The organism is Sulfitobacter sp. OXR-159 (genome assembly GCF_034377145.1).
Lineage (GTDB): Bacteria > Pseudomonadota > Alphaproteobacteria > Rhodobacterales > Rhodobacteraceae > Sulfitobacter.
This window is the reverse complement of the sequence record NZ_CP139707.1, coordinates 953,747-974,286: the sequence shown is the minus strand read 5'-3', so window position 1 is coordinate 974,286 and position 20,540 is coordinate 953,747. Positions and strand designations below refer to the sequence as shown.

General features: G+C 61.9%; 19 protein-coding genes. 5 read left to right on the top strand and 14 right to left on the bottom strand.

Annotated elements, in window-relative coordinates:
- Nucleotides 1-53 precede the first annotated feature (53 nt).
- Nucleotides 54-2,228 carry an RNA degradosome polyphosphate kinase gene (locus tag T8A63_RS04820; RefSeq protein WP_322345133.1) on the top strand — a complete coding sequence of 725 codons (2,175 nt, stop codon included), beginning with the start codon at nucleotides 54-56 and terminating at the stop codon, nucleotides 2,226-2,228.
- Nucleotides 2,229-2,312: 84 nt separating this feature from the next.
- Nucleotides 2,313-3,896: a Ppx/GppA family phosphatase gene (locus T8A63_RS04815; RefSeq protein WP_067626893.1), complete on the top strand. Its 1,584-nt coding sequence runs from the start codon at nucleotides 2,313-2,315 to the stop codon at nucleotides 3,894-3,896.
- A gap of 6 nt (nucleotides 3,897-3,902) precedes the next feature.
- On the opposite strand, the gene T8A63_RS04810 is transcribed toward T8A63_RS04815, so the two are convergent.
- The 5 genes from T8A63_RS04810 to scpA form a co-directional block, all read right to left on the bottom strand.
- Entirely contained in the window at nucleotides 3,903-4,268 is a 366-nt protein-coding gene (locus T8A63_RS04810) for a hypothetical protein (RefSeq protein WP_322345132.1), read from the bottom strand.
- Nucleotides 4,269-4,345: 77 nt separating this feature from the next.
- Nucleotides 4,346-5,347 (bottom strand): endonuclease/exonuclease/phosphatase family protein, encoded by a 1,002-nt coding sequence (locus T8A63_RS04805; RefSeq protein ID WP_322345131.1) that lies wholly within the window; start codon nucleotides 5,345-5,347, stop codon nucleotides 4,346-4,348.
- Entirely contained in the window at nucleotides 5,347-6,027 is a 681-nt protein-coding gene (locus T8A63_RS04800; RefSeq protein ID WP_067630240.1) for a molecular chaperone DjiA, read from the bottom strand. Before T8A63_RS04800 ends, T8A63_RS04805 begins: the two co-directional genes overlap by 1 nt.
- Before the next feature lie 52 nt (nucleotides 6,028-6,079).
- Nucleotides 6,080-6,601 carry an N-acetyltransferase family protein gene (locus T8A63_RS04795; RefSeq protein ID WP_322345130.1) on the bottom strand — a complete coding sequence of 174 codons (522 nt, stop codon included), beginning with the start codon at nucleotides 6,599-6,601 and terminating at the stop codon, nucleotides 6,080-6,082.
- Nucleotides 6,601-8,742 carry a methylmalonyl-CoA mutase gene (gene scpA / locus T8A63_RS04790; protein ID WP_322345129.1) on the bottom strand — a complete coding sequence of 714 codons (2,142 nt, stop codon included), beginning with the start codon at nucleotides 8,740-8,742 and terminating at the stop codon, nucleotides 6,601-6,603. The genes T8A63_RS04795 and scpA overlap by 1 nt, the downstream gene beginning before the upstream one ends.
- Before the next feature lie 165 nt (nucleotides 8,743-8,907).
- Between scpA and T8A63_RS04785 the strand changes: the two genes are divergently transcribed.
- On the top strand, nucleotides 8,908-9,363 hold the full coding sequence (locus T8A63_RS04785; RefSeq protein WP_322345128.1) for a DUF4174 domain-containing protein: 456 nt from the start codon (nucleotides 8,908-8,910) through the stop codon (nucleotides 9,361-9,363).
- A gap of 42 nt (nucleotides 9,364-9,405) precedes the next feature.
- On the opposite strand, the gene T8A63_RS04780 is transcribed toward T8A63_RS04785, so the two are convergent.
- The 7 genes from T8A63_RS04780 to T8A63_RS04750 all read right to left on the bottom strand — a co-directional run bounded on the left by T8A63_RS04780 (nucleotide 9,406) and on the right by T8A63_RS04750 (nucleotide 15,193).
- Nucleotides 9,406-11,451: an acetyl/propionyl/methylcrotonyl-CoA carboxylase subunit alpha gene (locus tag T8A63_RS04780; protein WP_322345127.1), complete on the bottom strand. Its 2,046-nt coding sequence runs from the start codon at nucleotides 11,449-11,451 to the stop codon at nucleotides 9,406-9,408.
- A 138-nt stretch (nucleotides 11,452-11,589) separates the two neighbouring features.
- Entirely contained in the window at nucleotides 11,590-11,796 is a 207-nt protein-coding gene (locus T8A63_RS04775; protein ID WP_067630227.1) for a hypothetical protein, read from the bottom strand.
- A gap of 322 nt (nucleotides 11,797-12,118) precedes the next feature.
- Nucleotides 12,119-12,466 carry a hypothetical protein gene (locus tag T8A63_RS04770; protein ID WP_067630248.1) on the bottom strand — a complete coding sequence of 116 codons (348 nt, stop codon included), beginning with the start codon at nucleotides 12,464-12,466 and terminating at the stop codon, nucleotides 12,119-12,121.
- A gap of 81 nt (nucleotides 12,467-12,547) precedes the next feature.
- Entirely contained in the window at nucleotides 12,548-12,688 is a 141-nt protein-coding gene (locus tag T8A63_RS04765; RefSeq protein ID WP_162931863.1) for a hypothetical protein, read from the bottom strand.
- Nucleotides 12,689-12,902: 214 nt separating this feature from the next.
- Nucleotides 12,903-13,268 carry a DUF6497 family protein gene (locus tag T8A63_RS04760; protein ID WP_300055785.1) on the bottom strand — a complete coding sequence of 122 codons (366 nt, stop codon included), beginning with the start codon at nucleotides 13,266-13,268 and terminating at the stop codon, nucleotides 12,903-12,905.
- A gap of 32 nt (nucleotides 13,269-13,300) precedes the next feature.
- Nucleotides 13,301-13,555 (bottom strand): Rho termination factor, encoded by a 255-nt coding sequence (locus tag T8A63_RS04755; protein WP_322345126.1) that lies wholly within the window; start codon nucleotides 13,553-13,555, stop codon nucleotides 13,301-13,303.
- A gap of 105 nt (nucleotides 13,556-13,660) precedes the next feature.
- Nucleotides 13,661-15,193, bottom strand: a complete 1,533-nt coding sequence (locus T8A63_RS04750; protein ID WP_322345125.1) for an acyl-CoA carboxylase subunit beta — start codon at nucleotides 15,191-15,193, stop codon at nucleotides 13,661-13,663.
- Between the two features lie 169 nt (nucleotides 15,194-15,362).
- Here T8A63_RS04750 and T8A63_RS04745 point away from each other — a divergent pair, with 169 nt between their 5' ends.
- Nucleotides 15,363-16,577 carry a multidrug effflux MFS transporter gene (locus T8A63_RS04745; protein ID WP_067935149.1) on the top strand — a complete coding sequence of 405 codons (1,215 nt, stop codon included), beginning with the start codon at nucleotides 15,363-15,365 and terminating at the stop codon, nucleotides 16,575-16,577.
- Nucleotides 16,578-16,662: 85 nt separating this feature from the next.
- Nucleotides 16,663-18,063 (top strand): helix-turn-helix domain-containing protein, encoded by a 1,401-nt coding sequence (locus T8A63_RS04740; protein ID WP_322345124.1) that lies wholly within the window; start codon nucleotides 16,663-16,665, stop codon nucleotides 18,061-18,063.
- On the opposite strand, the gene T8A63_RS04735 is transcribed toward T8A63_RS04740, so the two are convergent.
- Together T8A63_RS04735 and betA are read right to left on the bottom strand one after the other, a co-directional pair.
- On the bottom strand, nucleotides 18,064-18,738 hold the full coding sequence (locus tag T8A63_RS04735; protein WP_322345123.1) for a thermonuclease family protein: 675 nt from the start codon (nucleotides 18,736-18,738) through the stop codon (nucleotides 18,064-18,066).
- Nucleotides 18,739-18,799: 61 nt separating this feature from the next.
- Entirely contained in the window at nucleotides 18,800-20,458 is a 1,659-nt protein-coding gene (gene betA / locus T8A63_RS04730; protein ID WP_322345122.1) for a choline dehydrogenase, read from the bottom strand.
- Nucleotides 20,459-20,540 lie beyond the last annotated feature (82 nt).

Genomic DNA, 20,540 nt, shown 5'->3' with positions numbered 1-20,540 from the left:
TAATTAACGCAAGCCTTCGCAAACCCGTTACATTCCAATGTCATGAGGCCCGCATGACCCAAGCTGATTTCCTGCAAGCGCCCTTTCCGCCCGCCACCGATCTGCCCGAGCTTGATACCGCCGGGCCGGGCCGTTTCTTTAACCGTGAGCTAAGCTGGCTCGACTTCAACTGGCGGGTGCTGGAAGAAGCCGAGAACCCGCGCGTGCCGCTGCTGGAACGGCTGCGCTTTCTGTCGATTTCAGCCACCAATCTGGATGAATTCTATACCGTGCGGGTCGCGGGGCTGCGCGAACTGGCCCAAGCGGGCAATACCACCGCCGCCGCCGATGGGCTGAGCCCCGGTGAGCAATTGGTGCTGATCAACGAAGACGCGCGCAACCTGATGATGTCCCAACAGCGTGTGCTGGTTGACCTCATGACCGAGATGGACGCGCAGAACATCATGCTGGAACGCGCCGCCGACCTGACCGAGGCGGACCACAAACATCTCGAAGGGGTCTTTCTCAACCAAGTCTTCGCCGTGCTGTCGCCGCTGGCGATTGACCCGGCACATCCCTTCCCCTTCATCCCCAACACCGGCTATGCGCTGGCTTTGCAACTGGAACGCAGCCGCGACAAACGCCCCCTGCAAGCGCTGCTGCCGATTCCCGGCCAGATCGACCGCTTCGTGCCCCTGCCCGCGCCCGATGGTTGCCTGCGCTACCTGCAGCTCGAAGACCTGTTGATCATCAACATCCCCAACCTCTTTCCGGGCTACAAACTCAAAGCGCATTTCGAATTCCGCGTGCTGCGCGACAGCGATCTTGAAGTGGAAGACGAGGCCGAAGACCTCGTGCGGGAATTCGAAGTCGCCCTGAAACGCCGCCGCCGGGGGGAGGTCGTGCGTCTGACCCATTCCGCCGGCGCCCCGGAAAAGCTGAAATCCGTCGTCATGCGCGAGCTTTGCGTGCGGCCCCAAGACGTGATCGAAATCGAAGGCATGCTCGGCATCGCCGATCTGTCGAAACTGGTAACCGACGCCCGGCCCGACCTTCTGTGGCCGCAGTTCACCCCGCGTGTGCCCGAGCGCGTCAGCGACCACGATGGCGATATGTTCGCCGCGATCCGGCAAAAGGACATGCTGCTGCACCACCCCTATGAGACCTTTGATATGGTGGTGCGCTTCCTTGCCCAAGCGGCGCGGGATCCCGACGTGGTGGCGATCAAACAGACGCTCTACCGCACCTCACGCGACAGCCCGATTGTCAGCGCGCTCTGCGAGGCTGCCGAGGATGGTAAATCCGTCACCGCCTTGGTTGAACTGAAAGCCCGCTTTGATGAGGCCGCCAATATCCGCCAGTCACGCCGCTTGGAACGCGCGGGCGCGCATGTGGTCTATGGCTTTCTCGACCTCAAGACCCACGCCAAGATCTCGACCGTGGTACGCCGCGAAGGCGATCAACTGGTGACCTATACCCACTACGGCACCGGCAACTACCACCCGATCACCGCGCGGATCTATACGGATCTGTCGCTTTTCACCTGCGACTCGAGCCTTGGGCGCGATGCCACGAAAGTCTTCAACTTCCTCTCAGGCTATGCCCCGCCAGAGCAGTTGGAAAACCTCGCCATTTCCCCCACCACGCTCAAGCCGCGCCTGCTTGAGATGATCGCCACCGAGGCTGACCATGCTCGCGCCGGGCGGCCTGCCGTGATCTGGGCCAAGATGAACGCCCTGATCGACGCCGAGGTGATCGACGCGCTTTATGATGCCAGCCAAGCGGGAGTGGAAATCAGCCTTGTCATTCGCGGCATCTGCGGGCTGCGCCCCGGCGTTAAGGGGCTGTCGGACAACATTCGCGTCAAATCCATCATTGGCCGTTTTCTGGAACACAGTCGCATTGTCTGCGTCGGCAACGGCCACGGGCTGCCGCATAAAAAAGCGCGGGTTTTCATGTCTTCCGCTGACTGGATGGGCCGCAACCTCAACCGCCGGGTCGAGACTTTGGTCGAGATCGAGAACCCGACCGTCAAGGCGCAGATCACCAGCCAGATCATGGCCGCCAATCTGGCTGACGTTGCGCAAAGCTGGGTCATGGGGCCGGATGGCAAATTCACCCGGCCCGCCGTGCCGGAGGGGACGTTCGCGTTTAACTGCCACCGCTTCTTTATGGAAAACCCCTCGCTTTCGGGGCGCGGCAGCGCGGGGGCGTCGGATGTGCCCAAGCTGACCCATACCGAGGATTGACCTATAGAGAGGTCCGTTAGCAATTGACCTCACCGCGCCCCTGCGCCAATTATCCCTTCAAACGGATGGCCCGCAGGAGCATTGATGGCAGACCAGACCGACCCTTCCCGAGCCGCCCCCGTCCCTGAGACCGGCGTGGCGGAACTGGGCCTTTTCGCGAAACCGTTGTTTCAGGATCCGGGTGCGCGCGCGCTGGCGCGGGTGGGCGTGGTGGATGTGGGCTCGAACTCTGTCCGCCTTGTGGTGTTCGACGGCGCGGCGCGCTCTCCGGCCTACTTCTACAACGAAAAGATCATGTGTGCCCTTGGCGCTGGCATGTCTGAGACCGGCCACTTGTCGCCCGAAGGCCGCGCCCGTGCCCTCTCGGCGCTGCGGCGGTTCAGCAAGCTGGCCGATGGCATGGGCCTGTCGGAACTCACGGTCGTTGCCACCGCAGCGGTGCGCGATGCCAGCGATGGGCGCGAGTTCTGCGCCGATGTGCTGCGCGAAACCGGCCTGCGCATCTGGGTGATTGACGGCGAGGAAGAGGCCCGGCTTTCGGCCCAAGGGGTGCTGCTGGGCTGGCCCGGCGCTTACGGCCTTGTCTGCGACATCGGCGGCTCTTCGATGGAACTGGCGGAAATCTCTGGTGGGCGCGTCGGGCGGCGGGTGACCTCGCAACTCGGGCCGCTGAAATTGCGCGATCTCAAGGGCGGTGCCAAGGGGCGGCACGCCCATATCAAAGAGGTCATCACCGGCCTTCAGGAAAAGATGGGCAACCAGCGCGACCGGCTGTTCCTTGTAGGCGGCTCATGGCGCGCTATCGCGCGGATCGACATGTACCGCCGGGGCTATCCGCTGCATGTTCTGCATGAATACCGCATGACCGTGACCTCGGTCCGGGAGACGGTGAAGTTCATCCAAGCCTCTGATTTGGAAGAGTTGCGCAGCGCCTGTGGCGTGTCGTCGAGCCGGATGTCACTGGTGCCCTACGCCGCCGAGGTGCTAAGCCGTCTGGTCAAAACCTTCCGCCCCAAAGACATCGCCATTTCCAGCTACGGCATCCGCGAAGGCATGCTCTATGAGCAGATGCCGCAACGCCTGCGCGACCGTGATCCGCTGATTGAGGCCTGCTATTTCGCCGAAGCCAAAGACGCGCGGATGCCCGGCTTTGGTAAGGTGCTCTATAACTTCATCCTGCCGCTCTACCGCTCTGCCCCGCATGCGCGCAGGCGGTTGGTCAAAGCGGCCTGCCTCCTGCATGATGTCAGCTGGCGCGCGCATCCCGACTACCGGGCCGAGACCTGTTTTGACAACGCCACCCGCGCCAACCTTGGCGGGCTCAAACACGCGGAGCGGATTTATCTGGGGCTGGCGCTGCTGCACCGTTATTCCAACAAACGGGAAAACACCCGGTTCGAAGACCTCTATGAGATGGTCGACGAAAAGACCCGGTTGGAGGCCGAGATCCTTGGCAAGGCCATGCGCTTTGGTGCGATGCTCTGGATGGACAAGGGCGAACAGCGCGGCGAATTGCGCTGGTTCCCCAAGAAAAAGCAGTTGGAACTGTGGCTCACCCCCGACATGGTGCCGCTCTTCGGTGAGGTCGCAGAGGCCCGACTGAACTCGCTCGCCAAATCGCTTGACGCCGAAGTCCATGTGCGCACCGGCAAGCGCCCTCCGAAATAGCCCGGGTTACAGGTCGATCTGGGGGGCAGGCTCGGTCGGCGTGTCTGGTGGCACCATCGGATGATCCGGCTTGCGGCGAATGATGATATCGCCGTTGGGCTGCATCTCGGGCGCTTGGTATGCGCTCCAGTCTTCAACCTCATCCAACAGTTCCGTCAGCTTCGGCCCCATCTCCCGCGCGAAATCACGCAGGGCGGGGCGCATGGCTTCGGTAAAGCCTTCGAAGCCTTCCATGACCGGGCCCATTTCATCCATAATCCCGTCCATGAACATCTGCGCGCCGCGCTCCATCAAGCCGAGGCCGCGTTCTTCGTTGTCCTCTTGCGCGTGGGCCGCGAGCGGCAGCATCGTGCAAAGGGCGATAAGGGGCATGAAACGTGTCATGCAATTGATGTAGGCGGCGCGTTCGGGATTTCTAGTCTTCTGCCGATGCACGGGCACAAGCCCGCCTAAAGGTCGACATCCAGCGTGACCGGAAAGTGATCCGACGCCGCAAGAAGCGCATCACGCAGGGCCACGTTTTGCCAGCAGGCGGGGTCATCCATCGGGTGCCAAATGCGCCAGCGGGCATCCCGGGCCTGAATTTGCGGCGTGACCATGATGTAGTCCAATAGCGCCTGAAGGAAGCGTTCTTCGGGCGCGATCCAAAACCGCGCGCTGGTGGGCGCGGCCCCCAAACGTCGGCTAAGCGCCTGTTTGGCATGCGGATCAAAGAGCGCCCCCGCCCCCTCCCCCAGCACAATCTCGACCGAAGACCGCCCAAACAGGCTCTCGAACTCATCCAGCCCCGGCCCGTCGTTCAGATCACCCATCACCATCACCGGCCGATCTGCCGCCAGATGCGTATCGATCCGCCGCCTGAGCCAGATCGCCTGCGCCAACTGCTTGCGCCTGTTGGCGATGGCGATGCGCAGCACATCGGCCTCCGACTTGGCCCCATGGGGCGCTTTGGATTTCAGATGCGCGCCGATCATCTGAAAAGCAAACCCAGCCTTCGTGGTCACCTCCAACTCCAGCGGCGGTTTGGAGAAGACCACGGCATCCTCTGTCGCATCCACGTCAAGATCAATCCGTAGTGTCTGATCAAAGCGCGGGGCATCAGCAGCGGCCAGCGGCGCATGGCGGGCCGTGAGCTTATCGGGGTCATAAAGCAGCGCAATCTCTTGCTCTGTATCGTTGGAGAACCCCATGACGGCCTCCCGCGCGCGTAAGGCAAACCGCGCGGCGAAATGCTTTAACGCTGCCACGGTGGACTGCCGCCGCCCTTGGTTCGGCGCCTCAATCACCATCACCGCATCGGCATCCAGCGCGCCGAAAACCAGCCCCAAAGCCGCCGTCTGCTGCGCACGGGTCACCTGATAGCGCGAAGACCATTCACCGTCGTCGTAGAGCTGATTGTCATCGTCAAAAAGGCTCGCGAACCACTCGACATTGTAAGTCGCGATGCGCATCAAGCGTGTTTGCCCGAGATCGTTTCCCACGCGCGGTTGATGTCGATCATGCGTTTTTCGGCCATTTTGATGGCTTCTTGCGGCAAGCCCCGCGCCACCAGCGCGTCGGGATGGTTCTCCCGTACCAACCGCCGCCACGCCTTGCGGGCTTCCTCAAGCGTGGCATGGGGGCCGATGCCCAGAACTGTGCGCGGCAGGGGCGAGCTGTCGGGCACGAACCGCGCTTTGAGCGAGGCAAAAGCCTCCTCTCCCATGCCAAAGATCGCAGCCACATCTTCGAGAAAGGCGTTTTCGTTCGGGTGATAGATGCCATCGGCCATGGCGATGTGAAACAGCCCCTCCATCAGATCATGCAGCATCTCGGGCTGGTCGTTGAACATGCTGGCGATGCGTTTCGCGTATTCCTCAAACCCGGTGACATCCTGCCGCGCAAGGTTAAAGACCCGCGCAGCGCCGTCTTGGTCCCCTTCGGCAATCTGGAACACTTCGCGAAAGGCGGTCACCTCGTCGCGGGTCACCAGCCCATCAGCCTTGGCCATCTTCGCGCCCAAGGCGATGACTGCGATGGTAAAGGCGACCGAACGTTCGGGCGGGCTGCGCAGACGGTCAAAAACGGCCGACAGCCCCTCGCCCGCGGTGAGGGCTGACAAAGCTTCGGAGATGCGCGTCCAGATCGACATGGGCTGACCCTTTGGTATTCGGCCCCCAGCTTAACCGCTGGCACCGGGGAAGTCAGGATGCTGACAGGGTTTTTTGCATCAAGATCAGATCAAGCCATTGGCCGTGTTTGCGCCCGACTTCGGGCATCCGGCCCACCTGCGCAAAGCCCAGTTTTTCATGGAAAGTCACAGCGCCCGGATTGGCGCTGCTGATCGCGGCGACCATGACGTGATGGCCCTGCGCCGCTGCCGCCTCGACCGCCCGCGTCATCAAGCCGCGCCCCAGCCCCTGCCCCTGTGCGGCGTCCGACAACACGATGCTATGTTCGACCGTCGCGCCGTAGCCCGGACCGCCGCGAAAGCTGCCGTAGGTGACAAAACCCATGACTTGCCCTGAGTCTTCGGCCACCCAGAAGGCACCGGCGCGGGCGGCGATCAGCGCGGTGATATCCTCTGGCGTCTTTTCGTCGGTGGTAAAGGTCGAGAGGCTGACGCGGATCATGCCGTTCCATAGGCCCGCCACGGCAGCGGCATCGCGCCGCCCTGCCGGGCGGATCGCGCGGCCCGTTTGGGCCGCGCCCGTTTCAGCCTGCATCACTTCCGGGTCTCGCGGATCAGCTTGAGGATATCCTGCGCAGCCGTCGGGATGTTCGTCCCCGGGCCAAAGATCGCCTTGACGCCCGCGTCCTGCAAAAACTTGTAATCCTGTTGCGGAATGACGCCGCCACAGATCACCAGAATATCCTCGGCCCCTGCACCCTTCAGCGCCTGAATAAGTTGCGGTGCCAATGTCTTATGCCCCGCCGCTTGGCTGGAGATGCCGACGACATGCACGTCATTGTCCACCGCATCCTGCGCGGCCTCGGCGGGCGTCTGGAACAGCGGGCCCACGTCCACGTCAAAGCCGATATCAGCGAAAGCCGTGGCGATCACCTTAGCGCCCCGGTCGTGCCCGTCTTGGCCCATCTTGACCACCAACATGCGCGGGCGGCGGCCTTCGGCCTCGGCGAACTCATCGACCGATTTCTGGATGTCAGCAAAGCCCGCGTCGCCCTCATAGGCCGCGCCATAGACGCCCGAGAGCGTCTTGACCTCGGCCCGGTGCCGCCCGAATTCTTTCTCCATCGCCATGCTGATTTCTCCCACTGTGGCGCGTGCGCGCGCGGCTTCAACCGCCGCGTCGAGCAGGTTGCCGCCCTCGGCGGACCGCCGTGTCAGTTCCGCCAAGGCGGCGGTGCATGCCGCGTCGTCCCGCTCGGCCCGGATACGCTCCAGCCGCGCAACCTGACCGGCGCGGACCTTGACGTTGTCCACGTCCAAGATGTCGATCGGCTCTTCCTTGTCGCGGCGGTACTTGTTGACGCCCACGATCACCTCGGTGCCACGGTCGATGCCCGCCTGACGCTGGGCCGCGGCTTCCTCGATGCGCAGTTTCGGCATGCCGGAGGCCACGGCCTTGGTCATGCCGCCCATCTCTTCAACTTCCTCGATCAGATTCCACGCTGCTTCGGCCAGATCAGCGGTCAGCTTCTCGACGTAGTAGCTGCCCGCGAGCGGGTCGACGACGTTAGTGATGCCGGTCTCTTCTTGCAGGATCAGCTGGGTGTTCCGAGCGATGCGGGCAGAATGCTCCGTCGGCAGGCCGATTGCCTCATCAAGCGAGTTGGTGTGCAGCGATTGCGTACCGCCCAGCACGGCGGACAGCGCCTCGTAAGCGGTGCGCACCACGTTGTTGTAGGGGTCCTGTTCCGCGAGGCTCACGCCAGAGGTCTGGCAATGGGTGCGCAACATCGACGACTTGGGGTTTTTCGGTTCGAACTCCTCCATGACCCGCGACCAAAGCAGACGCGCGGCGCGCAGTTTGGCGGCCTCCATGAAGAAGTTCATGCCGATGGCAAAGAAGAACGACAGACGCGGCGCGAAACGGTCCACGTCCATGCCGGCGGCGATCGCGGTGCGCACATATTCGCGCCCGTCCGCGATGGTGAAGGCCAGCTCTTGCACGAGGTTCGCGCCCGCCTCCTGCATGTGGTAGCCCGAGATCGAGATCGAGTTGAACTTCGGCATGTGGTCCGAGGTGTATTCGATGATGTCCCCGATGATCCGCATCGACGGTTCCGGCGGGTAGACATAGGTGTTGCGCACCATGAATTCCTTGAGGATGTCATTCTGGATCGTCCCCGAGAGCTTGGCGCGGTCGTGGCCCTGCTCTTCGCCAGCCACGATGAAATTGGCGAGGATCGGGATCACCGCGCCGTTCATCGTCATGGAGACCGACACCTGATCCAGCGGAATGCCGTCGAAGAGGATTTTCATATCCTCAACCGAATCGATGGCCACACCGGCCTTGCCCACATCGCCCTCAACGCGCGGGTGATCGCTGTCATAGCCCCGGTGCGTTGCCAGATCAAAGGCCACCGAAACACCCTGCTGCCCGGCGGCCAGCGCGCGGCGGTAAAAGGCGTTGGATTCCTCAGCCGTCGAAAAACCTGCATATTGCCGGATCGTCCAAGGACGGCCCGCGTACATCGTCGCCTTCACGCCGCGCGTAAACGGCGCTTCGCCGGGAATGCTGCCGAGATGCTCCAGCCCGTTCACGTCGTCGGCGGTATAGAGCGGTTGTACGTCGATCCCCTCCAACGTCTTCCACGTCAGATCATCAAGGCTGCGTCCGCGCAATTCGCCCGTGGCCAGTTCCTTCCAGCGTGTCTTGGCGTCCTTTTGGTCGGATGTCATATGCTTGTCCTTCTCCCTTAACGCCGGGCGGCAGGCATGGGCCTGCGCATCACCGGCGGCTGAATTGTCACGGGGCGCGCCCTCACGGGGATAAATGCCCCCTGCGGCGCTTTGCCCTTCGCAAAATGGTACAGGCCCCCTATATCTGAAGGGACAGGAGCCTTGATGAAACGTTTGATCTCACTAGTTTTTGCAGGATTGATCGCCAGCACAGCGATTGCCCAAGGGGCCGATACCCTGATGGAGGATCCGCTGTTCCTGCCCGCCGATATGGCCGATATCAGCGTCTTCCAATGGAAAAAGCGGCCCGTTCTGGTCTTTGCCAATTCCGAGAACGATCCGGCATATGTCGCGCAGATGGAATACCTCCGCGACCGCGAGGAAGAGTTGCGGCTGCGTGATGTCATCGTGCTGACCGATACCGACCCTACCGCGCGCAGCGCGCTCAGGCTGCGGATGCGCCCGCGGGGCTTCATGCTGGTGCTGGTCGACAAGGAAGGCCAGATCGAGCTGCGCAAACCCTTTCCATGGGACGTGCGCGAGATCACCCGCAGCATCGACAAGATGCCGCTGCGCCAGCGTGAAATCAGAGAGGCAAAGGAGCGCGACGTCATCCGTTGATGCCCCGCGCCCTGCCCGCCCTGATCGCCAGCGCATCGCACCCTATTCGAACTCCATGATGACATCGTCCACCGCAAGGCTGTCGCCCGCGCCAGCGTTGACCTTGCTGACGATGCCCTTCTTCTCGGCGCGCAGGATGTTCTCCATTTTCATCGCCTCGATGGTGCAGAGCGCTTGGCCCTCTTGGACCTCGTCACCTACTTCAACGTCGAGTTTCACCACCAGACCCGGCATCGGGCAGAGCAGCATCTTGGAGGTGTCGGGCGGCAGCTTCTCGGGCATGAGGGCCGCCAGTTCCGCCTGACGCGGGGTGCGGACATGGACTTTCAGATCCGCGCCGCGGGTGCGGATGCGAAAACCGCCAGAGATTTTGCCAACCTTCAGCACCAAAGGCGCGCCATCAACAGTCATTTCGGCCAGTTGGTCACCCGGTGTCCAATCGCCGCTGACCCGCATTTCGCTGCCGTCGGAGAAAGCCACCGTCGCCCCCTCAGGATCGGCCTTGGTGACCACATCAAAGTTTTCACCCTGCAGCTTGACGTTCCAATCGCTACCGACCTTGCGCTCGTGGTTGTCCATCCGGCCCGAGACACGGGCGCGGCGAATTTCGCCGACGCGGTGCATCGCAGCGCAGGCCGCAGCGATGCGGCGCAGCTCGCCCTCAGGCAGGGTCACACCCTCGAAACCTTCGGGATATTCCTCGGCGATGAAGGCGGTGGTCATCTCGCCCGAGACGAATTTCGGGTGATCCATCACGGCAGAGAGAAACGGCAGGTTATGCCCGATGCCCTCAACCTCGAAACTGTCGAGCGCCACGCGCATCTTCTCAATCGCCTCGGCCCGGGTCGGGGCCCATGTGCAAAGCTTGGCGATCATCGGGTCGTAATACATCGAGATTTCGCCGCCCTCAAAGACGCCGGTATCGTTGCGCACGGCCATCTCGCCGCTCGGTGCATCGCCCTGCCATGTGCCTTGCTCCAGCAGCGGGCCGGCGGCCACTTCCTGCGGCGGGCGGTAGCGGGTCAGACGGCCAATGGACGGCAGGAAGCCGCGGTAAGGGTCCTCGGCATAAAGGCGGTTTTCGATGGCCCAACCGGTCAGGGTCACGTCATCTTGGGTGATCGACAGTTTCTCGCCATTGGCGACGCGGATCATCTGCTCGACCAGATCAACACCGGTGATCAGTTCGGTGACCGGGTGCTCCACCTGAAGGCGGGTGTTCATCTCAAGGAAGTAGAAATTCTTGTCGCCATCGACGATGAATTCCACCGTGCCCGCGCTGGTGTAGCCCACGGCCTGCGCCAGAGCGACGGCCTGTTCGCCCATCGCTTTACGGGTGGCTTCGTCAAGGAAAGGGCTCGGCGCTTCTTCGACAACCTTCTGGTTGCGGCGCTGGATCGAACATTCCCGCTCGCCCAGATAGACGCCATTGCCATGCGCGTCACAAAGCACCTGAATTTCAATGTGGCGGGGCTGGGTGACGAATTTTTCGATAAAGATACGGTCATCACCAAAGGAGTTCGCGGCCTCGTTCTTGGACGACTGGAAACCCTCGCGGGCCTCTTCATCATTCCAAGCGATCCGCATGCCCTTGCCGCCGCCGCCAGCCGAGGCTTTGAGCATCACCGGGTAGCCGATTTCGTTGGAGATTTTCACGGCCTCGTCGGCGTCTTCGATCAGACCCATATAGCCCGGCACGGTCGAGACACCCGCCTCCTGAGCGATCTTTTTGGAGGTGATCTTATCGCCCATCTTTTCAATGGCGCCAACGGGCGGGCCGACGAAAGCCACGCCAACAGCGTCAAGCGCCTCGGCAAACTTGCTGTTTTCGCTTAGAAAACCATAGCCAGGATGGACCGCCTGCGCGCCAGATTGCTTCACGGCCTCCATCACCTTGTCGATGACGATATAGGACTGGTTCGCGGGCGGCGGGCCGATGTGAATGGCCTCATCCGCCATTTCCACATGCAGCGCCTGCGCATCCGCATCGGAATAGATCGCCACGGTGGTCAGACCCATCTTCTTGGCGGTCTTGATCACGCGGCAGGCGATTTCGCCCCGGTTGGCAATGAGGATCTTGTCAAACATCAGCAGTTCCTTTGACGGTAACAGGCCACGCAAAATGCCGCGTCAGCCAAAGCTGCGCGGGTGCCTGTAGAGATAAAGATGGAGGGGGAAACCGCCCTGCCCGCGCCGATGGCAGGCAGAGCGGTTAATGGGGCGAGATCAGTTACATTTGCCGGGGTTAAGCTGGCAATAACCGACGTTAGCTGCGGCGCCGATGGCTGCGCCCTGCGCCAGCGACCCACCTGTGACGGCTGCCGCGCCTGCGCCGACGGCTGCGCCGCCCAAACCCTGTTCGCCGATGGTGTTGCCACATGCGGCAAGACCGGCTGTCGCGCCAAGCGCGAGAATGATGTTACGAATTGACATGTGCCTGTTCCTTCACTGCTATCTACTGTCCGACCAACGCCCTGCCGTTTGACAAGTTCCCGGTCAATTTTCCGGGCCGTTGCCCTGTGGCGCGAAAACCACCCCGCCGAAAAGTCGGGCAGCGCGGCGCGGTTGCGCAGCGGCTGCCCGTTAGGGGAAGGGGTATGGTCTTCATGTCCGACGGCACGAAGAGCAAAAGACGCGCCGCCAGCCACGCAAAACCTGCCCCAAGCCTGCGCCAGCGCCAAGCACGCCCTTTGAGGCGGCCGGACTTCGGCAAGGCTGTGCTGATCTGCGTAGAGGCGGGGCGACATCATGCCGATCAACCCTCGAAAGCTTCGGGGAAGGCGGCACGGGCTGCGGCCACATCGAGCACAAGCAAAGCTTCGTAATCGGCGGGGTCGAAGGGATCAGTGGCCGGCAGCACCTCGCGGCCAAAGAGCCACGACAGACGGCCCGCATCCAGATTGCCGCGCTCGAAAGGATGCTCGCCAAAGGCTTCCCACAGGGCTTTGACAAAAGCGGTGTCAGCACGACGGTCCGGCGCCCGGCGGTCAGGGCGACGCTCACGCCGGGTGATCGGCGTGACCCCCTTGGGGTTCGGACGGCGAATTGTGAATTGGAAATCGGTGCCGGGCAGTCGCCCGGGGAACCCGCGATGTTTCAGCATATAGGCGGGCATCAGACACCCCTCCCGGTTGCAGGGGTGGCTGGGATCAGGGCAGGCGCAAACGCCTGCCCTGCAACGGCATTATTTGTACTTGCCGGTGTAGACGGGCTCGACCGAGATGGGCTCGGGCTCAACCACGACGAACTCTTCTTCTTGCTGTGCGCAGGCCGAAACAGCTGCGACGAAACCGATAGCTGCCAGCAACTTGATGCTCTTGGACATGTATATCTCCTATTAATGTTAAATGAACCTGACGCAACAACATGCCGGCCAAGCCCGGGTTCTGAGGTAAGGGATACGTGGGTATTCCTTGACCGCATCATATGCGATTCACATAGCAATGGATATGGTTGCAAGCGCAATCGGTCGCGCTGTGACTCCAAAGCATCATTCCAATTGGAGGATCGGCGGATTCTTGCAAGATCATGCCTGCGCATCACAAACCCTCCCAGATGCAAGCGTCATCTTGGGCACGGAAAGCTTCGAAATATTGGGTCGCCTCGGGGTCGGCCGCGCCGAATTCCACCGGGCGGTCAGCAAGGGAGACGACGATCACCTGCCCCGCAAGCGCATGTTCGGTCATGTAAGGGAGGGCGACCACCGCGCAGAGATGCTCCATGTCCGGAGCGGCGAGGTCATAGGCGATGGCCTCCGGCCCTTTGGCGATCTGCGGCGCGATGAACCGAAAGCGCAGCCAAGTCTCACCGCCCAGTTCCTCGACAAGAACCTCTTGCAAGTCAATCGCTTGCCCCGATGGAACGTCAATCGCCCGTGCTGGAGACGTGAGCCCCCCCGCCAGCAAAGCGGGCAGGCAAGCCCGGCGCAGCAGAGCGCCTAGTGATTGCGCAAAGCGTCGATCAGTGCGTCCTTGTCCATATCCGAACGCCCCTCGATCCCGAGTTCCTGCGCCCGGTCGTAGAGGTCGTCTTTGGTCCAATCCTCGTAGGGCGGCTGTTTGCCCCCCTTCTTGCCGGGATGCTGGCTGTCGTTGTCCTGCGCATTGGCGATGCGGGCGGCTTTCTCCTTGCTCGCCCCATCCTCGCGCAGGGACTTGTAGGTCTCTTCGTCCTTGATCGATGAATTCGGCATGATCTGGCCCTCCTTTGCAAGGAAAACCACCCAGTTCGCCGAGGGTTCCGCGCGCGGCTTCGGTGGGATCGGTATTTAAGAAAGGATGAAGCTGCATGATGGTGCTCAGAGCGGAATGTTGTCGTGTTTCTTCCACGGGGTCTGCACTTTTTTGTTGCGCAATGACGCGAAGGCGCGGGCGACCCGTTTGCGGGTGCTGCGGGGCTGGATCACCTCGTCGATGAAACCGCGTTCGGCGGCGACAAAGGGATTGGCGAAACGGTCTTCGTAATCCTTCGTGTGTTTGGCGATCTTTTCGGGATCGTTCAGATCCTTGCGGTGGATAATCTCTGTCGCGCCTTTGGCCCCCATCACGGCGACTTCGGCGGTGGGCCATGCGTAGTTGAAATCCGAACGCAGGTGTTTGGAAGCCATCACGTCATAGGCGCCGCCATAGGCTTTGCGCGTGATGACGGTGACCATCGGCACGGTCGCCTCGCCATAGGCGAAGAGCAGTTTCGCGCCGTGTTTGATGACGCCGCCGAATTCCTGACCGGTGCCGGGCAGGAAGCCGGGCACATCCACGAGGGTCAGGATCGGGATTTCGAAAGCATCGCAGAACCGCACGAAACGGGCCGCTTTGCGCGAGCTATCAATGTCGAGGCAGCCCGCCAGCACCATCGGCTGGTTGGCGACCACGCCGACGGTACGGCCTTCAAGACGGATGAAACCGGTGATGATGTTCTTGGCGAATTCCTCTTGGATTTCGTAAAAGTCGCCCTCATCCGCCAGTTTGAGGATCAGTTCCTTCATGTCATAGGGGGTGTTGGCATTCGACGGCACCAGCGTGTCGAGCGAGGGTTCGATCCGGTTGGGATCGTCGAAGAAGGGGCGGACCGGGGGTTTCTCGCGGTTGTTGGCGGGCAGCAGATCGACGAGGCGGCGTACTTCGGCCAGCGCTTCGACGTCATTTTCGAACGCTGCATCGGCGACAGAGGATTTGCGCGTGTGGGTCGAGGCGCCGCCCAATTCCTCGGCGGTGACGACTTCGTTGGTGACGGTTTTCACCACGTCGGGGCCGGTGACGAACATGTAAGAACTGTCTTTAACCATGAAGATGAAGTCGGTCATCGCGGGCGAGTAGACCGCGCCACCCGCGCAGGGGCCCATGATGACGCTGATCTGCGGGATCACGCCGGAGGCTTCAATGTTGCGCTGGAAAACCTCGGCATAGCCCGCGAGGCTTGCCACGCCTTCTTGGATACGTGCGCCGCCGGAATCGTTAATGCCGATCACGGGCGCGCCGTTCTGCACCGCCATGTCCATGATCTTGCATATTTTCTGGGCGTGGGTTTCCGAAAGGGAGCCGCCGAAGACGGTAAAATCCTGACTGAATACATAGACGAGGCGACCGTTGATCGTGCCCCAGCCCGTAACCACACCATCACCTGCGGGCTTTTGATCCTGCATGCCGAAATCGGTGCAGCGGTGGGTGACGAACATGTCGAATTCCTCGAACGAGCTTTCGTCGAGCAGCAGATCGACACGCTCCCGTGCGGTGAGCTTGCCGCGACCGTGCTGCGCATCGATCCGTGCCTGACCGCCGCCCAAACGCGCATCTTCGCGGCGCCGCTCCAGTTGTTCGAGAATGTCTTTCATGACGCACCCCTATTGTGATTTCGACCAGTCTATCGGAGGAGCGCAACTGACCAAAGAGCAATTTTGCAAATTTGCAAAATCAATACAGGCGAACTTAAGCAAAATGAAAAGTTGCAAAACAATCTAGTTAACATGGACATTTCCCATGCCCCCGACTACTTGCATTTGCATGAGCGATATCCCCAAAGTCCGGTATCTAGATCGGACGACCCCGCCCCATATTTCAACGCTGATCCTGCTGGCCGGGCTTTCGGCCATGGTGATGAACATCTTTCTGCCCAGCCTGCCGAAGATGGCAGAGCATTTTGGCACGGATTACGCGGTGATTCAGCTTTCGGTGCCGCTTTATCTGTTCTTCAGTGGCATACTGCAAATCTTCATTGGGCCGATATCCGACAACCTCGGGCGGCGGCGCGTGATGCTTTGGGGGCTGGGCCTGTTCCTTGCCGCCACAGTCGGCTGCTTGCTGGCCCCGAACATTGCCGTGTTCCTCGTCTTTCGTATGGCGCAGGCCGTGATCGCCACGGGGATGGTGCTGAGCCGTGCGGTGATCCGCGACCTTTATACCCAAGACGAATCGGCCTCCATGATCGGCTATGTCACCATGGGCATGGCGCTGGTGCCGATGATCAGCCCGGCTTTGGGCGGCTTGTTGGAGCAGGGGTTTGGCTGGCAGGCGTCATTTTGGGCGATGCTGATCCTCGGCGGGCTAGTGTTCTGGGTGGCTTGGGCGGATTTGGGCGAAACAGCCCGCGCCAGTGGCAAATCGCTGGGCCAGCAGTTCGGCGAATACCCTGAACTGCTCCGCTCGCCGCGGTTTTGGGGCTATGCGCTTGCGACGGGCTTCTGCTCGGGCGCTTTCTTTGCCTATCTTGGCGGCGCGCCTTTCGTCGGCACCGTGGTTTTTGGGATGGAGCCTGCGGTGCTGGGCCTATATTTCGGCGCGCCCGCGATTGGTTATTTCATCGGCAACTTCATCACCGCGCGCACCGCGACCCGCTTTGGCGTCAATACGCTGGTGCTCTGGGGCTGCATCTCAAATGCCGTGGGCGGCACGGTTTCGCTGTTGATTTTCCTTGCGGGATACGGCTCCCCGCTCAGCTTCTTCGGGCTGATGACGCTGGTGGGGCTGGGCAATGGTCTGTGCATTCCCAACGCCACGGCCGGGATGCTGTCGGTGCGCCCGCATCTGGCGGGCACGGCCTCTGGGCTTGGCGGGGCGATTATGATCGTCGGTGGCGCGGCGCTGAGCGCGCTGGCCGGGGCCCTTCTCACGCCAGAGACGGGGGCCTATCCGCTATTGTGGTTGATGCTGCTGACCGCCATCGCCTCGGTCGCCTCCATCTGGGTGGTGATCCGGCGCGAGAAAGCCTTGGGGCTTTAACCTAGCAGTACCCCCGCCTCGGGCTTGCGAGCGGGGGTTTGCAAAGCTACGCTGCCGCGAAATGCAAATTTGCAAAGGTGCGCGGATGGCGATCCAGAAACTCTATGCCGGTGTGAAACTGCGAGAGACCCGCACCCGTGCGGGGCTGACGCAGAAAGACTTCGCCGCCCGGCTTGGCGTCTCCTTGCCCTATCTCAACCAAATGGAGAACAACAACCGGCCCGTCAGTACCAATGTGGTGCTGGCACTGGCGTCGGAGTTCAGGCTCGACGTGACCGAGCTTTCCAGCGGAGATGGAGAGCGATTGGTGAGCGATCTGCGCGAGGCGCTGGCCGATCCGATCTTCGCCGGAAAGACACCCCCGGTGGCCGATCTGCGCCTCACCGCCTCCAACGCGCCGGGTCTGGCCCATGCGTTTCTCGCCCTGCACCAAAGCTACCGGCAGGTGCATGAACGACTGGCCTCGCTGGACGAAGCCTTGGGCCGCGAGGACGCTCGGGCGATGCCCTCCCCTTGGGAGGAGGTGCGGGATTTCTTTCACTATTGCGACAATTACATTGATGCCGTCGACCGCGCGGCAGAGCATTTCGCCACCCGCGCCGGCAGCGGTAACGATACGCGGGCGACCGCGGCAACCGCGCTTGAACGCGCTGGCGTGACCGTGATCTTTGAGGATGACGACCGCCTGCGCGCCTATGATTCCGCGCGCAAAACGCTGCATCTGTCGGCCCGTGCAGCCCCTGAGACGCAGACCTTTCAAATGTTGCTCCAAGTGGCGCTGACCCAGCAGGACGCGCTGCTCGAGGCAACGCTTGATCTTGCCCGGTTCCACAGCGCCGCCGCCCGGGATATCGCCAAGATCGGGTTGGCCAATTACTTTGCTGGGGCGGCGCTGCTGCCTTATGGGCGATTCCTGCAAAAGGCGCAGGACTGCCGCCATGATCTGGAGGTGCTGGCCGGGCGTTTCGGCGCCTCGATTGAGCAGGTTGCGCACAGGCTTTCGACGCTCCAGCGGCCCGGCGCAAAGGGGGTGCCCTTTTTCTTTGTGCGGGTCGATCAGGCGGGCACGATCACAAAGCGCCATTCTGCCACCCGGTTGCAATTCGCGCGTTTTGGCGGGGCCTGTCCGCTTTGGAATGTCCACCGCGCGTTTGAAACGCCGGGAAGGTTCTTGCGCCAATTGGCCGAAACGCCGGACGGGGTGCGCTATATCAGTCTGGCGCGGGACATTTCGAAGCCGGCGGGGCGGTTTGGCGCGCCGGTGCGGCGTTATGCGATCTCGCTGGGATGCGAGGTGCGCCATGCGGCGGCACTCGTCTATGCCGATGGGCTGGATGTCACCCGCAGCGATGCCTTTGAACCAATTGGCATTTCCTGCCGCATTTGCGAGCGACGGGATTGCCACCAACGCTCCGTCCCGCCACTGGAACGGCAGTTGGTCGTCGACCCGCATCTGCGCGACACCCTGCCCTACCGGGTGGAGTGATCAGCGCAGCGCCCGCCGCCAGCCAGCACCGCGGGCTTCTGCTTCGGAACAGAACCAACGCTCCCCGTTGCGGATGCTGATGCGGGTGCGGCTATAGAAATCCTGGCCCGGCATATGGTAAATCTTGACCCCCTTGGCGCTGATATTGCCCTTGATCTGGCAGCTCCCCTCAGGCCGGGCCGGTTCTGAACCGCTGCGGCGGGTCACGCGGTAGCGGGCCGGAGAGACGGTTTTGAACCCATGAATGCCACGCCCTGCGACAAAGGCTGCTTTTTCCTCCAGGTCATAGTCCATCGAATATTTCCGATAGGCAAAGGCCAGCCCCTCTTGCACAAGCGCCTGCCCCACGTCGACACCGCCGACTTGGCAGCGGGCGACGATGCGATCATATCGGTCGCGGTCCAGCGCTTCACAGCGCGCTTCGACCCCTTGGTATCTGTCGCGCACCTCTCTCGTCGTCCAATCACCGCAGGCCCAAGCCTGCCCGTCATCGGTTTCGCAGGTCTGGCTTGCCTCAAGCGCGTCGATTCCGTGCAAGCGGATGCGCGTGCCGCCAAGATCGAAGGTATCCCCATCAATCACGCGCACCACACCCGACACGGTCTGCGCCCCAGCCGATACTGCTGCGAAACTCAGCGTGAGACTGAGGGCGAAAAGTGAACAAATCTTTAACATGGGGCAGGTATGACGCCCTGCCCCACCAGCTTCAAGGGAGGAGATTAAGACAGGTTAATGATCAGCGCTGCGCCACCTGCCAATTGGGATGCAGCCAAGGTTCGTCATTCGCCCGAGGCAGCGGATCGCGGCCCAAAAGCAGGTCCGAAACCTTTTCCCCCACCATGATCGAGGGCGCGTTAAGGTTGCCATTGGTGATGCGCGGAAAGATCGAACTGTCGGCCACCCGCAGCCCTTCAACCCCAATCACCCGCGCCTGCGGATCGACCACGGCGTTCGGATCGTCGGCCGCGCCCATGCGGCAGGTGCCACAGGGATGATAGGCGCTTTCCGCATGTTCGGCGATGAAACTGTCAAGCTCCGCATCCGATTGCAGCGCGTCGCCGGGTTGGATCTCATGTTTGACGAAAGGCTTGAAAGCCTCCTGCGCGAAAATCTCACGTGTGAGGCGGATGCAGGTGCGGAACTCCTCCCAATCGTCGGGATGCGACATGTAGTTAAAGCGGATTTTCGGCGCATCTGCCGGGTCGGCTGACCGCAGGGTGATGTCGCCCCGCGACTTAGAGCGCATTGGCCCTGTATGAGCTTGAAACCCGTGCCCCTCCGCTGCCGCCTGCCCGTCGTAACGCACGGCGATGGGCAGGAAATGGTATTGAATATCAGGGTATTCCACGCCGGGCTTCGAGCGGATGAAGGCCGCAGATTCAAACTGATTAGAGGCGCCCATACCGGTCTTGGTAAAGAGCCACTGCGCGCCGATGACAGCCTTCGACAGCAAGTTCCAATGTTTATAGAGCGTGATCGGCTGGCTGGAGGCCATCTGAATATAGAGCTCCAAATGGTCTTGTAGGTTCTGCCCAACGCCGGGACGGTCCGCGACGACATTAATGCCGTGCTGCGCCAGATGGCCCGCCGGACCGATCCCTGATAGCATCAGCAGTTTCGGCGAGTTGATCGATGACGCGGCCAGCACCACCTCGCGCTGCGCACGGATGACCTCTGTGCGGTTGCCGCGCTTGACCTCGACCCCCACGGCGCGGCCCTCTTCGATCACCACGCGCTGCGCCAGCGCGCGGATCAGCGTCACATTCCCGGTTTTCTGTGCAGGCCGCAGGTAGGCATTGGCCGCCGACCAGCGCCGCCCGTTCCAGACCGTCTGCTCCATCGGGCCAAAGCCCTCTTGCTTCTCGCCGTTGTAATCTTCGGTCATCTGATAACCGGCCTGCGAGCCCGCCTGTACGAAAGCGTCAAACAGCGGGTTCTCGCGCGGGCCGCGGCTGACGTGCAGCGGGCCGTCTGTGCCGCGCCACGCCGCATCGCCGCCATGGCCGTTTTCGTGCCACGTCTCCATGCGTTTGTAATAGGGCAACACGTCGGCATAGCCCCAGCCCTGCGCGCCGCTTTCTTCCCAATGGTCGAAATCCTTGGCATGGCCGCGCACATAGACCATGCCATTGATCGATGATGACCCGCCGATCACCTTGCCACGCGGGCAGACCAACTTGCGGTTGTTCAAATGCGGCTCAGGCTCGGATTTATAGCCCCAGTCATAGCGTGGCATGTTCATCGGATAGCTAAGTGCCGCGGGCATCTGAATAAACGGCCCCGCGTCGCTGCCGCCATGTTCGATGACGATCACCTTCCGCCCCGCCTCGGCCAGACGGTAGGCCATGGCGCAGCCCGCAGACCCCGCCCCGACGATTACAAATTCAGCTTCCATTCCACTTACCTTCCGCAAATCCGCACGGGTGCGGGGCAGCGCCCGACGGTGTCGGCTTTATGCGCTGCGGCCTAATTTTCCG

Excerpts from the sequence above, each read along its gene's own strand:
- T8A63_RS04815 (WP_067626893.1), top strand. The coding sequence starts at position 2,313 with ATGGCAGACCAGACCGACCCTTCCCGAGCCGCCCCCGTCCCTGAGACC.
- T8A63_RS04780 (WP_322345127.1), bottom strand. The coding sequence starts at position 11,451 with ATGTTTGACAAGATCCTCATTGCCAACCGGGGCGAAATCGCCTGCCGC.
- T8A63_RS04775 (WP_067630227.1), bottom strand. The coding sequence starts at position 11,796 with ATGTCAATTCGTAACATCATTCTCGCGCTTGGCGCGACAGCCGGTCTT.
- T8A63_RS04765 (WP_162931863.1), bottom strand. The coding sequence starts at position 12,688 with ATGTCCAAGAGCATCAAGTTGCTGGCAGCTATCGGTTTCGTCGCAGCT.
- betA (WP_322345122.1), bottom strand. The coding sequence starts at position 20,458 with ATGGAAGCTGAATTTGTAATCGTCGGGGCGGGGTCTGCGGGCTGCGCC.
- T8A63_RS04735 (WP_322345123.1), bottom strand. The coding sequence starts at position 18,738 with ATGTTAAAGATTTGTTCACTTTTCGCCCTCAGTCTCACGCTGAGTTTC.
- T8A63_RS04805 (WP_322345131.1), bottom strand. The coding sequence starts at position 5,347 with ATGCGCATCGCGACTTACAATGTCGAGTGGTTCGCGAGCCTTTTTGAC.
- T8A63_RS04810 (WP_322345132.1), bottom strand. The coding sequence starts at position 4,268 with ATGCCCCTTATCGCCCTTTGCACGATGCTGCCGCTCGCGGCCCACGCG.
- T8A63_RS04795 (WP_322345130.1), bottom strand. The coding sequence starts at position 6,601 with ATGCAGGCTGAAACGGGCGCGGCCCAAACGGGCCGCGCGATCCGCCCG.
- T8A63_RS04785 (WP_322345128.1), top strand. The coding sequence starts at position 8,908 with ATGAAACGTTTGATCTCACTAGTTTTTGCAGGATTGATCGCCAGCACA.
- T8A63_RS04800 (WP_067630240.1), bottom strand. The coding sequence starts at position 6,027 with ATGTCGATCTGGACGCGCATCTCCGAAGCTTTGTCAGCCCTCACCGCG.
- scpA (WP_322345129.1), bottom strand. The coding sequence starts at position 8,742 with ATGACATCCGACCAAAAGGACGCCAAGACACGCTGGAAGGAACTGGCC.
- T8A63_RS04755 (WP_322345126.1), bottom strand. The coding sequence starts at position 13,555 with ATGCCGAATTCATCGATCAAGGACGAAGAGACCTACAAGTCCCTGCGC.
- T8A63_RS04740 (WP_322345124.1), top strand. The coding sequence starts at position 16,663 with ATGGCGATCCAGAAACTCTATGCCGGTGTGAAACTGCGAGAGACCCGC.
- T8A63_RS04820 (WP_322345133.1), top strand. The coding sequence starts at position 54 with ATGACCCAAGCTGATTTCCTGCAAGCGCCCTTTCCGCCCGCCACCGAT.
- T8A63_RS04745 (WP_067935149.1), top strand. The coding sequence starts at position 15,363 with ATGAGCGATATCCCCAAAGTCCGGTATCTAGATCGGACGACCCCGCCC.
- T8A63_RS04770 (WP_067630248.1), bottom strand. The coding sequence starts at position 12,466 with ATGCTGAAACATCGCGGGTTCCCCGGGCGACTGCCCGGCACCGATTTC.
- T8A63_RS04750 (WP_322345125.1), bottom strand. The coding sequence starts at position 15,193 with ATGAAAGACATTCTCGAACAACTGGAGCGGCGCCGCGAAGATGCGCGT.